Raw genomic sequence first — 12,985 nt, 5'->3', positions numbered from 1 at the left:
CCGCTCCTTGACCAGACGGCCGGGCAGCCGCTGGCAGGCTGGTAACGGCCTGTTGGAGGAAAGTCCGGGCTCCAGGGAAACAGGGCGACGGCTAATGGCCGCCCGGCGCGAGCCGAGGGAAAGTGCCACAGAAAGCAAACCGCCGCTTCTTCATGGAGCGGTAAGGGTGAAAGGGTGGGGTAAGAGCCCACCGCGGGACTGGCGACAGGACCGGCACGGTAAACCCCGCCCGGAGCAAGACCGAATAGGGGGCGCGCATGGGCCGTTTTCCGCCCGCGCCCCGGGTGTGTCGCGTGAGGTGCCTGGCAACAGGCATCCCAGAGGAATGGCTGCCAGATCCCGCAAGGGACGAACAGAACCCGGCTTACAGGCCGTCTGGTCTTTTTCCCCGGTCGCGCAAAGCGCGACAATTCGATCGAGGATCGAATTGAGGGGAAAAAGGCCTGCAGCGTAAGCAAGGGCTGCTCCCGGTGCCGCAAAGCGGCAGCATTTGATCTAGGATCAAATGCAGGGAAACAAGGCCCGAAGCGCAAGCGAGGGCTCCACTGCCCGCACCGCGCCCGCCATGAAACCGCATGACATGCCGTGACACGATCTGAAACGCCATGAGACTCGCTCTAGGCTTCCAGCATCGTCTCGAACCCGCCAAAGATCAGGCGGGAGCCATCGAACGGCATCTCCATGCCCTGCATCCGCGCATCGGCCTCCATCTGGGCCCACGCCGCATCCCGCACCTCTTTCGAGGGCCAGGTCACCCAGGAAAACACGATCCCTTCATCGGCCTCGCGCATCACCGCCAGATGCATGGAGGTCTTCTTGCCCTCCGGCACATCCACGCCCCAGCATTCGGTAATGCTGAGCGCGCCGTGCTCTTTCATCATGCCGGCCATCATCTTCGCCTGCGTCAGGTAGGCCGACTTGTTCGCCTCCGGCACGGCCGCCATGAAACAATCGACATAGGTCATCTTCTCTCCTCCCCAATGATCCGGCAGCTGCCTGCCCGGGCACGAGGGTACGCCAGATGAACGTCCTGTCCCACACTTTCCTGCGCTGCCTGTGCCGTGAACACTGATCCGGACAGAAACCTTGTCCACCCCCCTGGCGGCCTGGCGTATACTGGCGCGCATGGACCGGCTGTTTGCCCCGCTCGCTTTTGACCTGCCGCCGCATCTCGAACCCGTCCGGTTCTGGATCTGGCTGCAGGTCGTGGCACTGCGTTTTCACGTGCGCACGCGGCATGGCCGGCGCGTCCCGTTCCAGGTCTCGATTGACGTGCAGGGCCAGGTCCGTCTGGTCCGTATCGGCCGGCGCGCGGAAGACCTGACGCCCGATCCCTTCAGCTTCACCCCTTCAAATGCCTGGCGCCGGGCCCTCACAGGCGGCTGCCCGATGCATCCCGGTGAACAGCGCGACAGCGCGCCGCTCGTCATTGCCCGCAAGCCACGCCGCCCGCGCCGGATCGCGGAGCGCGCGCTGCCTCTGCCGGACACCTGACCCGCGCAGCCCTGATGAAAATACAGACTGTCCCCGAAGCGCCCTCACAGGCGTCGCATGTGCAGCAAAACCAGTCGCGTCAGACGCTGCCGGCCTGCATTTCCGCGATGAAGGCATCGGCCTCTGCGATGGACCGTTCCATTTCCGCAATCAGCGAGGCCACATCGGTCTCGATGTCGCGCGTTTCATCGCCAAGCGCCGCAATTGCCCGCGCATTCAGATTGTGCTTCAGGAACAGGACCCGGTCCTTGAATACGGCCAGGACGGGGTCCATCGAGGCGGCGGCCCGGTCCATCTTCTCGACCAGAACGGCATAGCGGTCGCGGGTCGCTTCCAATTGCTCGGCCGAGGCGCGGCGCAGGCTCGGATCGGAATATTCCTCCAACTCCTTGCGCCATTCCACGAACAGGTCCCGCGAGACGTTCTTCATGTCCTTGATCCGGTCGCGCACGCGGTCTGCCTTTTCCTCGGATCGTTCATAGGCGCGGTTCAGCGAGTCATAGGAGGCTTCCAGTTCGCCGCCATCGAAATTCACCACCGAACGGAACGCTTCCAGGGCGGTTGTGAATTCCTGTTTCGCATCGGCCTGCGCATCGGCCGCATCATTGACCCGCGAAACCAGCAGGTCGCGCTTCTGATAGCCGAACTGTTCCATGGCGCCGTAATAGGCGGTCGAACAGGCCGTCAGGGACGTGGTGGCGAAAGCCGCGGCAAGCATCACCGCGCGAATGCGACTGGACATGATGGACAAAGACCCCTTCCCGTGAGTTCCAACCGCCCCTCTTTGCCGTGCGTCGCCCGATCCGTCCAGAGCAAGGCCGGAAAGCTGAAAATTTACCCGGTCAGCACGCCCAGCAGCGCGTCCACCTCCTCCGGCTGCGTGGCCCAGGAACAAACGAGCCGCTGGCTGCCGCCCATCCAAGGATAGAACACCGCGCCTGCCGCGCGCAGGGCCGTAACCTGATCGTCCGACAGCAGCGCGAACACTTCATTGCCCTGCGGCGCAAAGGCCAGCGATATGCCCCGCGCCTCCAGCCCGCCGGCCAACTTCTGCGCCATCGCATTCGCCTGCGCGGCCAGCTCCAGCCACAAATCCTCCGCCAGCATCGCCTCGGCCTGCGCCGCCAGATAACGCATCTTGGGCGGCATGTGGCCGGACCGTTTGGCCCGCGCCTCCAACTCGCGCCGCTTCTCCCGCGCCGGGCCGAACAGCAGGATGATCTCGCATCCCATCGCACCTGTCTTGGTCAGGCCGAAGGTCAGCACATCCACACCGGCCTGCCAGCTCATCTCCGCCGGGCTCGCCCCGGTCGCCACCAGCGCATTGCCCAGCCGCGCCCCGTCCAGATGCACCACCAAATCCGACGCATGGGCCTTTGCGGCATACTCCGTGATCTCGGCCACGCTGTAGGCTGTGCCGTTCTCGGTGAGATTTGTCAGGGAGAGGACATGTGCCGGTGTCTCGTGAACGAAATCATGATTGATCCGCGCCAGCGCCTCATCCAGCTGGGCCGGGCCGATCTTGCCGTCCGGTCCGCGCAGCAGGTGCAGCTTGCCGCCGCCGGAGAAGAATTCCGGCGCACCGCGCTCATCCACGGCGATGTGCGCCCCGGCATGGCACAGCACGGCACCCGTCGGCGGGCAGAAGCAGGACAATGCCAGCGCATTCGATGCGGTACCCGATGCCGTCATCCAGTAATCGAAATCGTCCGTGCCGAACGCCTCTGCCAGATGGCCACGCAGGCGCTGCGTGACGCTGTCATTGCCATAGCTCGCTTCGAGCCCCGCATTGGCCGCCAGGACGGCCTCCAGAACGCGCGGATGGGCGGGGGCAGACGTGTCGGACGAAAAATTCATCAGACCTGCGTATCCGGTGTCTGCCACATCAGATGCTGCCCGCCATCGCTGGCGATCATCTGCCCCGTCACGCTGCTGGCAGACACCAGGTATCGCAGCGCATTGACGATCTCGTCCGGGCTCGACCCCTCCCCCGTCAGCGTCGCCTCTGTCTCGGCGGCAAATTCGTCATCGCTCTGATGTTTCGATTTCAAGGTCGGCCCCGGCCCGATGGCATTAACCCGGACATGCGGGGCCAATGCCTGCGCCAGCGTCTTCGTGGCCTGCCACAGCGCGGCCTTGGACAGCGTATAGGTGAAGAAGTTCGGCGTCAGCTTCCAGACGCGCTGGTCGATCATGTTGACGACCAGCCCCTTCTCGCCCCGGGGCAAGGCCTCGGCAAAGGCCTGCGCCAGATGAATCGGCGCGCGCAGATTGGCATTCATGTGCAGGTCCCAGCTTTCCCGCGTATGGTCGAGGGCGCTGTCTTCCTCGAACACGGAGGCGGAATTCACCAGCAGCGTCACCGGCTGGCCGGCTTTCTCCGCTGCGTGCAGGATCAAGTCGCCGGTGGCCGCCTCGTCCGAAAGGTCCGCCTGCAGCGTGATCGCCTGTCCGCCGGCCGCACGGATGGCGCCAGCAGTTTGCTCTGCGCCTTCGGACGACGAATTGTAGTGGACGACCACCAGCCAGCCATCCTTGCCCAGCGCTTCGGCCATGGCCCGGCCCAGCCGCGCTCCGGCCCCGGTAACCAGCGCCGCGCCCGGCCTCATGCCGGGGCGCTCTGGAACAGGCCGAGAAAATTCAGCCCGCTCACGAGGCCATAGATATAGACAGCATAGATCAGCAGCATCAGCACTCCCATCAGGCGGCCCAGCCGGGCGCGCGTCAGGATGAATCCACCAATCAGCAGCGCCGCGAAAGCCATGACCCAATGATCATATTGCGTGAATGTGGGCGCAATCTCAATCGGCCCGAAGAGGGAGATGATGCCGCCGGCCCCCAGAATGTTGAACACATTGGAGCCGAGCACATTGCCGATGGCCACTTCACCATGCCGGCGCAGGGCAGCGGCAATGGCTGCGCCGATTTCCGGCAGGGAGGTCCCGAAGGCCAGCAGGGTCAGGCCGATCCATTCCTGCGGCACATGGTAGAATTCGGCGATGCCGACACCGCCCGCAATGATGAGGTGTGCGCCCAGCACCAGGCCGCCAATGCCCAGCACGATATAGGCGAGCGAACGGCCGAGGCTCAGCCCGTCGGGCATGTCATCAAGGTCCACGCCCGGATCCTCTCCGGTCGCGACGGCTTGCCGGGCCATGTAGAATGTGACGATGCAATAGGCCACGAGGATGGCCAGGAACAGGATACCGCCGAGCACGGTCAGCGGCCCCATGGCGGTGAGCAGGATCCAGACACTGGTGGCCACCAGCATGGCGGTCAGTGCCCGGCCCTGCCCATGGCCGCCAGCCACGAATGGCATGATCAGCGCAGGCACACCCAGCACCAGAAAGATGTTGGCGATGTTGGAGCCGACAATATTGCCGAGAGCCAGCCCGGCCCGATCCTCCAGCGCCGCGTTCAGCGAGACGACCATTTCGGGGGCAGATGTGCCGAAACCGACAATGAAAATGCCCGCAATCAGCTTGGACACGCCGAGCCGCCGGGCAATCGCGACGGCGCCGCTTACCAGGAAATCCCCCGCAAACGCCAATATGACAAGCCCCCCGATCAGGGCGGCAATCAGGGCCAAATCAGGCATGCGCCGGGGTCGCTCCTAGTCGAGGCGCTTGTATTCAATCAGGTTCAGAATGCCGAACACGACCACAATGGCGCCGATAGCAAGCAGTGAAGGATGGATCATGGTGCCGTCTCGCTGTTGTTTTCTTGAGCATTTCCATGCTTTCGCACCGCTCATAACGCGCGTTGCCCCGCTTGGCGAGCCCGAATTCTCAGGAAGTTTGCCCGCCCTTTGCAGAAAGTTTCACATTGTCCGGACGCCATGCCCCGCGCTAGGGAACGCCATGCCTTCACTGCGAACCCGGCTTTTCCATGTCTATGCGCGCCTGCGCCGGCCCATGACGCTGGGCGTGCGCGGACTGGTCGAGAATGCCGAGGGGCACATCCTTCTCGTGCGCCACACCTATATCGGCGGCTGGCACATGCCCGGCGGCGGCGTGGAGCGGGGCGAACCCTGTATCGAAGCACTGCGCCGGGAGATGGCGGAGGAAGCCGGCATTCTCCTGCAGGGGCGCCCGGCCCTGTCCGGCATCTTTTCCAACCACGCCACTTTTCCGAATGACCACGTCCTGCTCTATCATGTACCGGCTCCCATCTGGACGCAGGGAAAGGCGACAGCCGTGGCCGAGATTGCAGAAATCCGCTGGTGCCCCCCGTCCGACCTGCCCGACGGCACGACGGCCGGGACCCGGCTCAGACTGTCGGAATTCTACGGGGATGCGGCGCCGACACCCTTCTGGTCAGGTCGCGCGTGATGAGGTCAGGCCCCGGCCAGGGCCAGGAAGGCCGGAAGACACAGGAACATCATGGCCGCCAGGGCCACAATGACCAATCGGGTCGTGGGGGAGGTGCGCGATCTCATGGGCCTGTTGTCGACGCGGATTGAGTCGCAATGCAGGCCGATTGCCGAAATCTTCGTGGAAATGATGCCCCATTCGGGCCGCAAGTCTTAACGGAACTTTTGCCGGTCCGGGCGATTGTGTTTCCGTGGTGGGTGAGCGTGCTTCTGGATCCTGCTGCAAGACTGTCTGTTCCGGCCGACGGGTTTTCCCCTCTTCCCGCGGCAGGAGATGAAATGCGGAATGCCGGCTCTTTCCCCTTGGAGCCGGCATTCTTTTCAGCGGGACTCCGTTCCGGCCGCTTTCATGTATTGGCCGGCGGTCAGCCAGGACAGCGCTGCCGCCACCCACAACAGGCCCACCACCGCCACCGTTGCGACAATCGCCAGCACCGGGGAGCCGTCTGTGAGAGGTTCGCCCGCATCCATCCGCAATACGGCCAAAGGCAGGATCAGGCCGATGATGGCCGCCATTTCAAATCCGGTTTTCCATTTGGCCAGGCTGGAGGGCACAACGACGCTGCGCCCGCGCGGCGTGGCGCGAAACCAGGTCATGAACACGTCCCGGGCGATGATCATCGCCGCCGGTATGTAGATCAGCCAGGTCCGGAACTCGAGCGCCAGTCCAAGCAGGGCCGCCGCGATCAGAAGCTTGTCGGCAATCGGGTCCAGCCAGACCCCGAAGCGGCTGTGCGCGTCCAGCCGCCGTGCCAGCCAGCCATCCAGAAAGTCGGTCAGGGCTCCGGCCAGAAAGGCAAAGAACGCAAACTGGTACCAGAGCTGCTGCAGGGTTGCCCGGCGGGACAATTCCTCTGGCGACAGGCCGGTCAGGGTCAGGTCCAGCGACATTGCCTGCCAGAAGCCGACAAGGACGAAGCCCGCAAACAGGCAGCGGGCGATCGTCAATGCATTGGGAAGCCATTTGAAATTCATGGCTGCCACCTGTGCCAGTGCCCGCCCGATGGCGCAATCACGAAACTGTGGAGGTGCCTAGTTCACATCCCCGGTCACATCGGCCACGAGGATGTCGTAGTGACGATTGCAGAACTGGCAATCGATGCCCAGCGTGCCGTCTGCCTCAGCCATTTCGCGCAGAGATTCGTCCGGCATCTGCTTCAGCGTCTCGACCAGCCGCTCCTGATTGCAGGTGCATCGGTCATCCAGCGCCTGAGGCGTTTCCATCGTCACGCCCTGCTCGTGGAACAGGCGGTACAGAAGCTGCTCCATGGGCAGATCCGCATCAGCCAGTTCGCCATCGGTCAGTGTGGCAAACAGGGCTTCGGCTTCACGCCAGGGCTCCTCTGTCTCGCCGCGCGTCTCGTCGGCGGCGATCCGCTGCACCATCATCCCGCCGGACACCCAGACCGGATGACCATCCTTCCGGTCCAGCTCCGCGACCGACAGTTTCAGCCGCGTCGGCACTTGCTCCGACATAGCAAAATAGTCTTCCGCACATTCGCTCAAAGTGCCCTTCGAAAGCGGCACAATGCCCTGATAGGGCTGGATGGCCGGATTGTCCTGGATGATGATCAGGCCCAGCCGCCCGTTCGGGCCGAACAGTTGCGGCATGTGGGGCGCTGCGCCCTTGTTCACCTTGTCCAGTTGCGCCCACGCCTCGGCATCGAACCGGGCATAGCCGCGCACCCCGCCATCGGACCGGTATTCACCGACCAGCATCGAGACCGGCCCGTCACCTTCGGCCTGCACCAGAAGGCGGCCCTCGAATTTGAGGGAGGCACCGACCAGCGTGGCCAGTGTCACGGCCTCGCCGAGGATGCGGGCCAGATTCTTGGGATAGTCATGTCGCTGGAGAATGCCCGACAGGCTGCCCTCGCCCATACGAACGGCGCGCCCGCGAATGGGGCGGTCGACGATCTGGAAGTTCGTGACAAAATCGGTGACGGCATAGGCGGCGTCGGTCATGGGAGGTTACCTCGAATTGGTGCCCCCATGTGGCAGCGCCCTGCCCCCACCGCAAGAGGCGCGCCTGCCAGCCGCCTCTTCAGGCCGAGCAGCTGCCCCCGCCAAGCACGCAGAAGCTGGCGCACCAGGGATGATTCAGCTTCACGGGATCTGCCGTTGCTTCTTCAAGCGTGCCGCCAAGTTCGAAGGCCGGATCGTCGACCAGCAACGTGCAGGCGGTCACCGTTGCCTTGCCCGCGCCTTTGCGGCGGATCACCATGCGCTGATTGGCACACATGATGTCGTCAGGTGACTTGTTCAGAATTCCCCAGCACGCCGTCGTGATCTCGGGCGGATCATCACGGGCGACCATTTCGGGAAACAGGACGAGTTGTCTTGTGTCGGACGGGTCGAGGCCCAGCCCCAGGGATGCCACCAATGCGCCATACGCCGTGCGGGCGGTCGCATCATCCTCGGTCAGCGTCTGGCGTCCCGCGATTGCCACTTGTACGCCGCGTTCGCCCAGCCAGCGCAATCCCTTGCAGGCCTCTTCGAACGCGCCCGCACCCCGCTCTTCGTCATGGATGCGCCGGTCATGCGAATCCAGAGAGACACGCAGGACCATCCGGTCTCCATATGTCGCGGCCAGCCGCTCGATACCCTGCTGGATGCGCGGCCGCATCATCGGTCGCATGGCATTGGTGAGCAGCAACAGGCTGTGCCCGCGCGAGAGAACATCCTCCATGATGGCCAGGATGTCCGGGCACATGAAGGGCTCCCCGCCTGTGATGCCGACTTCTATGGGCCGGTCAATTTCTTCCAGAAACGGGCGAACGTCGTCCTGGCTGAGATAGACAAGCCGGTCATTGCGCGGCGAGCTTTCGATATAGCAATTGACACATTCGATATTGCACAGCGTGCCGGTGTTCAGCCACAGCGTCTTAAGCCCCGTCCAGCCGACGCTGGCGCGTGTCTCGCCCTTGGCGGTCACATCGGGATCGGAGAATTTGGCGGGAAGAAATTCACTGTCGGGCATATTCCCATGTGTAACGCGATCTGCGCGCCCTTCCAGCTGTTTTGTCGGAACACACTCAAACGTGAATATTGCCAGCCGGCAGGGCCGCGCTATTTTGCGCTTCATGGCTGAAAACACTCAGGAACTTGTCTTTGAAATGCTCACCTCTGGAGATGAGGGGCGCGTTTGCATGGATATCCCTGACAGTGCCTGCAAAGAAGAAGCGGGCAATTTTTTCACGCATGTCACCAGCCTGTCGACCAGCAAGGTCTCTGACGGGCTGATAGATCCCAAACTCGTGCTCAGCTGGCTGCTGACCACCATTGGCGCCCCCACCTGGCTGATTGGCCTGCTCGTGCCGGTGCGGGAGGCAGGCGCCTTGCTGCCGCAACTGTTCACCGCTGCCGCGCTTCGGGAACTGCCCCAGCGCAAATGGGCCTGGGCCGCAGGTTCCGCCATTCAGGGCCTGGCCGCCGCGAGCATGGGCCTCGCCGCCTTCTTTCTGGACGGCGCCGCTGCAGGCTATGCCGTTCTGATCGCGCTGGCCGTTCTCGCGCTCGCCCGCTCAGTCTGCTCGGTGACCTACAAGGATGTACTTGGAAAGACCGTCTCGAAATCGCGTCGGGGCACGGCCACGGGTACGGCAAGTACGGTCGGGGCCGCAGCCGTCCTGATCTACGGCGCCTTGCTGACCGTTGGATGGATCGACCGGATGAGCCTCGTCATTGGCGGTCTGCTGCTGGCCGGAGGTCTGTGGATGACCGGCGCTGTCCTGTTCACAACGCTGAAGGAGGAACCAGGCTCCACTGAGGGCGGCGGCAATCCGTTCAAATCCTTCCGGGACAATTTCGGGCTGCTTGCCGACGACAAGCAGCTGCGCCGGTTCATCCTGACGCGCGGCCTCCTGATTTCGACCGCCCTTGCCCCGCCCTTCATGGTGGCGCTCGGCACGAATACCGACGAGGCAAGCCAGATGTTCGGCGGGCTTGGCCTTCTGGTCATTGCCTCTGCCGGGGCCGGCCTGCTCAGCTCTTATGTCTGGGGACGGCTGGCCGACCGGTCGAGCCGGAAAGTACTGATCCTGACGGCAGCCGCAGCCACCCTCGCCCTGCTCGCGACACTCGGCCTGAACGCCGCAGGATTGCTGCAGGATGTCTGGGCACTGCCGCTCGTTCTGTTCGTCCTGATGATTGCCTATCAGGGCGTACGGCTGGGCCGTTCCACACATCTGGTCGACATGGCCAGCCAGGACAATCGCGCGGCCTATACGGCGCTTTCCAACACAATCATCGGCACATTGCTGATCCTCGGCGGCGGCTTCAGCCTGGTGGCCCACCTGGCGGGTGAGATGGTCGTGATCGGCCTGCTGGCGCTGATGAGCGCGCTGGCCGTCCCGGTCGCCTTCGGGCTCGAGGAAGTGCAGGCCAGCTAGGCCGGGCCTATTTTCCGAGGCACCAGCGCAGCACGGCCTTCTGGGCATGGAGTCGATTCTCGGCCTCATCGAAGACAAGGCTCTGCGGGCCATCAATGACCTCGGCGTCCACTTCCTCGCCGCGGTGCGCTGGCAGGCAGTGCAGGAATTTGGCGCCCGGACTGGCAAGGTCCATCAGATCTTCTGTCACGGCGTAGGGTTCGAGGATTTCCAGTCGGCGTTCAGCGTCTGCATCTCCCATCGATACAAACGTGTCCGCGATGACCACATCAGCCCCGGCGACGGCTTCTTCGGCCGTCTCGAACAGGTCAATCCGTCCCTGCAGGTCCCGGGCGATTTCAATATCCTCGTCATCCGGCGCAAAACGCGCAGGGGTGCCCACGGCCAGGGAAAAGCCGAACTTGGCTGCGGCATGAATGAAGCTGGCGCACACATTGTTACCATCGCCGACCCAGGCAAGCCGGGCGCCGTTCAGGGTCAGGCCGTGTTCTTCGAGCGTCTGCAGGTCCGCCATGATCTGGCAGGGATGAGAGCGGTCGGTCAGGCCGTTGATGACCGGCACGCTGGCATTCTCGGCAAAGGCCTCGACATCGGAATGGTCATTGGCGCGGATCATTACCGCGTCCACAAAGCGCGACAGGACGCGCGCAGTGTCTTCCACCGTTTCCCCTCGTCCCAGTTGCATGTCATTCGAGGTCGCCGTGATCGATGACCCGCCAAGTTGGCGCATGGCCATGTCAAACGAGAACCGGGTCCGGGTGGACGATTTCTCGAAGATCATTGCCAGTGTGTGCCCTTCGAGCGGCGCCCCGGTATCGACCCGCCCTTTCGGCCAGCCGGCACGTGCCTTCTTCATCGCATGGGCCATGTCGAGAATCTCGCGCAGGTCGGCGGATTCCAGATGCCAGAGGTCGATGAAATGGCGCGGGGCGGCTGAAGAGGTCATCCGGAGGCACTCCTGAGGCGAACACGAAAGCGGGGCAGATAGCCTGTTTTCGCCAATAATTCCAGTGAAGGCCATTGGAAACGAAGGCGGTGCCGGGCAGATGGACAAATTCTAATTGAGAATGACTTGCAAGTTGCCCTGGCCTATGAGACAAAGGCTTGAGAATGAGTCGCAAAACAGAGGGATTTGCCCATGTGTCTGCCGATTGATGATGCCGCCATGCTGTGCTGGCTGAAGAGCCAGAAAAGCGTTCTGGAAGCGTGGCGGAACGAGTTGACCTGTCGGCCGGATACGACCGACAGCCTGATCGACCGCGTGGAACAGCACTATAACTGGCTGAGCGACGAAATTCAGCGGCTCGACATGCCCCGGCGCGCCGCCTGATACAGTTTTGCCGCAGCGCAGGGCGAGGTTTTGCCCACCTCGTTTCCTCCCACACGCTCACCTGCGCTGCGGCAATTCCCTCTCCGGGCCTGCCCTCATATCCGCTCTGGCGAAGGCTGCATGATTGCCCTATGTGACGGGCAAGTCAGTGCCCATCCAGCCACGGAGCTTCATCACTCATGGACAATGTTCTCATCATCGGTGCCGGTGCCGCCGGATCCGTCGTCGCCCAGAAATGCGCGATGGACCGCGACACGTTCAAACATATCCATCTTGCCTCCCGTCGGCTGGAAAGCTGCGAGAAAGTGGCAAGGCTCTGCAAGACGCCGATCGAGATCAGCCAGGTCGATGCCGACAATGTTGAAGAGGTTGTCGCACTGATCAACAAGGTGAAGCCAGATCTGCTGATCAACATGGCCCTGCCCTATCAGGACCTGCCGATCATGGATGCCTGCCTCGAAGCAGGCTGCAACTATATGGACACGGCAAACTATGAACCGCGCGATGTCGCCAAATTCGAATACTCCTGGCAATGGGCCTATCAGGACCGGTTCAAGGAAGCCGGCCTGACCGCCATTCTCGGCTGCGGGTTCGATCCGGGCGTGACCAATATCTACTGCGCCTATGCCCAGCAGGAAGGCCTGTTCGACGAGATCGAATTCATCGACATCGTGGACTGCAATGCCGGCGACCACGGCAAGACCTTCGCCACGAACTTCAATCCGGAGATCAATCTCCGAGAAGTCACGCAGGACGGCAAATACTGGAAAGATGGCGAGTGGATCGAGATCCCGGCCCTGTCGATCAAGACGATGATCGACTATCCGGAAGTCGGCCCGAAGGCCTCCTACCTGATCTATCACGAGGAAGAGGAAAGCCTGGTCAAGCATATCAAGGGCCTGAAGCAGATCCGCTTCTGGATGACCTTTGGCGAGGCCTATATCAAGCACCTCGAAGTGTTCAAATCCATCGGCCTGATCGGTCTGGAGCCGATCAAGCACAAGGGGATGGACATCATTCCGATGGAGTTCCTCAAAGACCTGCTGCCGCCGCCCTCCTCGCTGGCCGAAAACTACACCGGCAAGACGTCGATCGGCGTCATCCTGCGCGGCACGAAGGATGGCCAGCCAGTCTCCAAGATGATCTACAACGTGTCCGACCACGCCAAGACGAATGAGGAAGTCTCGGCGCAGGCCGTATCCTACACGACGGGCGTGCCGCCGGTTTCCGGCGCAGCCATGTTCTTCCGCGGCGAATGGTCCGGACACGGCGTTTTCAATGTCGAGCAGTTCCCGGCCAAACCCTTCCTGGAAGATGTCGCCCAGCGTGGCCTGCCGTGGCACGTCATCGACGTCGATGGCGGCGATCAGGAAGACCTGTTCGCAGTGGAGACGTAAG

15 protein-coding genes and 1 other RNA gene are annotated in these 12,985 nt (G+C 62.9%); 6 read left to right on the top strand and 10 right to left on the bottom strand.

From position 1 onward, the window contains the following. Window positions 1-11 precede the first annotated feature (11 nt). An RNA gene (rnpB, locus tag HF955_RS09575) (RNase P RNA component class A) lies at window positions 12-383 on the top strand. A 234-nt stretch (window positions 384-617) separates the two neighbouring features. Here the strand turns inward: rnpB and HF955_RS09570 are convergent. Next, window positions 618-965, bottom strand: coding sequence for a DUF1428 domain-containing protein (locus HF955_RS09570; RefSeq protein WP_291074862.1), 348 nt, complete (start codon window positions 963-965; stop codon window positions 618-620). 121 nt (window positions 966-1,086) lie between these two features. On the opposite strand from HF955_RS09570, the gene HF955_RS09565 reads away from it, so the two are divergent. After that, window positions 1,087-1,494 carry a hypothetical protein gene (locus tag HF955_RS09565; protein WP_291074860.1) on the top strand — a complete coding sequence of 136 codons (408 nt, stop codon included), beginning with the start codon at window positions 1,087-1,089 and terminating at the stop codon, window positions 1,492-1,494. 79 nt (window positions 1,495-1,573) lie between these two features. Here the strand turns inward: HF955_RS09565 and HF955_RS09560 are convergent, their stop codons facing one another. The 5 genes from HF955_RS09560 to HF955_RS09540 form a co-directional block, all read right to left on the bottom strand. Next, complete coding sequence (locus tag HF955_RS09560; protein ID WP_291074858.1) at window positions 1,574-2,236, bottom strand: DUF2959 domain-containing protein; 663 nt, start codon at window positions 2,234-2,236, stop codon at window positions 1,574-1,576. A gap of 92 nt (window positions 2,237-2,328) precedes the next feature. Further along, complete coding sequence (locus tag HF955_RS09555; RefSeq protein WP_291074857.1) at window positions 2,329-3,351, bottom strand: low specificity L-threonine aldolase; 1,023 nt, start codon at window positions 3,349-3,351, stop codon at window positions 2,329-2,331. Then, window positions 3,351-4,103, bottom strand: coding sequence for an SDR family oxidoreductase (locus HF955_RS09550; protein ID WP_291074856.1), 753 nt, complete (start codon window positions 4,101-4,103; stop codon window positions 3,351-3,353). The genes HF955_RS09555 and HF955_RS09550 overlap by 1 nt, the downstream gene beginning before the upstream one ends. Beyond that, on the bottom strand, window positions 4,100-5,092 hold the full coding sequence (locus tag HF955_RS09545) for a calcium/sodium antiporter (protein ID WP_291074855.1): 993 nt from the start codon (window positions 5,090-5,092) through the stop codon (window positions 4,100-4,102). The genes HF955_RS09550 and HF955_RS09545 overlap by 4 nt, the downstream gene beginning before the upstream one ends. Before the next feature lie 15 nt (window positions 5,093-5,107). After that, window positions 5,108-5,248, bottom strand: a complete 141-nt coding sequence (locus tag HF955_RS09540) for a hypothetical protein (protein ID WP_291074854.1) — start codon at window positions 5,246-5,248, stop codon at window positions 5,108-5,110. A gap of 106 nt (window positions 5,249-5,354) precedes the next feature. On the opposite strand from HF955_RS09540, the gene HF955_RS09535 reads away from it, so the two are divergent. Then, entirely contained in the window at window positions 5,355-5,825 is a 471-nt protein-coding gene (locus HF955_RS09535; RefSeq protein WP_291074852.1) for an NUDIX domain-containing protein, read from the top strand. Window positions 5,826-6,187: 362 nt separating this feature from the next. Here HF955_RS09535 and HF955_RS09530 read toward each other — a convergent pair whose 3' ends face one another. From HF955_RS09530 to HF955_RS09520, 3 genes are all read right to left on the bottom strand, one after another. Further along, window positions 6,188-6,841: a CDP-alcohol phosphatidyltransferase family protein gene (locus HF955_RS09530; RefSeq protein ID WP_291074850.1), complete on the bottom strand. Its 654-nt coding sequence runs from the start codon at window positions 6,839-6,841 to the stop codon at window positions 6,188-6,190. A gap of 57 nt (window positions 6,842-6,898) precedes the next feature. Continuing rightward, complete coding sequence (locus tag HF955_RS09525; RefSeq protein WP_291074848.1) at window positions 6,899-7,831, bottom strand: Hsp33 family molecular chaperone HslO; 933 nt, start codon at window positions 7,829-7,831, stop codon at window positions 6,899-6,901. Between the two features lie 79 nt (window positions 7,832-7,910). Then, a complete protein-coding gene (locus HF955_RS09520) occupies window positions 7,911-8,846 on the bottom strand; it encodes a radical SAM protein (protein WP_291074847.1) in 936 nt (311 codons plus the stop codon). Between the two features lie 169 nt (window positions 8,847-9,015). On the opposite strand from HF955_RS09520, the gene HF955_RS09515 reads away from it, so the two are divergent. Next, complete coding sequence (locus HF955_RS09515) at window positions 9,016-10,257, top strand: MFS transporter (protein ID WP_291079298.1); 1,242 nt, start codon at window positions 9,016-9,018, stop codon at window positions 10,255-10,257. 7 nt (window positions 10,258-10,264) lie between these two features. Here HF955_RS09515 and argF read toward each other — a convergent pair whose 3' ends face one another. After that, complete coding sequence (gene argF / locus HF955_RS09510; protein WP_291079297.1) at window positions 10,265-11,203, bottom strand: ornithine carbamoyltransferase; 939 nt, start codon at window positions 11,201-11,203, stop codon at window positions 10,265-10,267. A gap of 192 nt (window positions 11,204-11,395) precedes the next feature. On the opposite strand from argF, the gene HF955_RS09505 reads away from it, so the two are divergent. Both HF955_RS09505 and HF955_RS09500 read left to right on the top strand, forming a co-directional pair. Further along, window positions 11,396-11,587, top strand: coding sequence for a hypothetical protein (locus HF955_RS09505; RefSeq protein WP_291079296.1), 192 nt, complete (start codon window positions 11,396-11,398; stop codon window positions 11,585-11,587). A gap of 179 nt (window positions 11,588-11,766) precedes the next feature. Continuing rightward, window positions 11,767-12,984: a saccharopine dehydrogenase family protein gene (locus HF955_RS09500; protein WP_291079295.1), complete on the top strand. Its 1,218-nt coding sequence runs from the start codon at window positions 11,767-11,769 to the stop codon at window positions 12,982-12,984. Window position 12,985: the final 1 nt, after the last annotated feature.

Source organism: Hyphomonas sp. (genome assembly GCF_017792385.1).
In the GTDB taxonomy this organism is placed as follows: Bacteria; Pseudomonadota; Alphaproteobacteria; order Caulobacterales; family Hyphomonadaceae; genus Hyphomonas.
The sequence above is the reverse complement of the archived record's forward strand: the minus strand, read 5'-3'. Positions and strand labels throughout refer to the sequence as shown.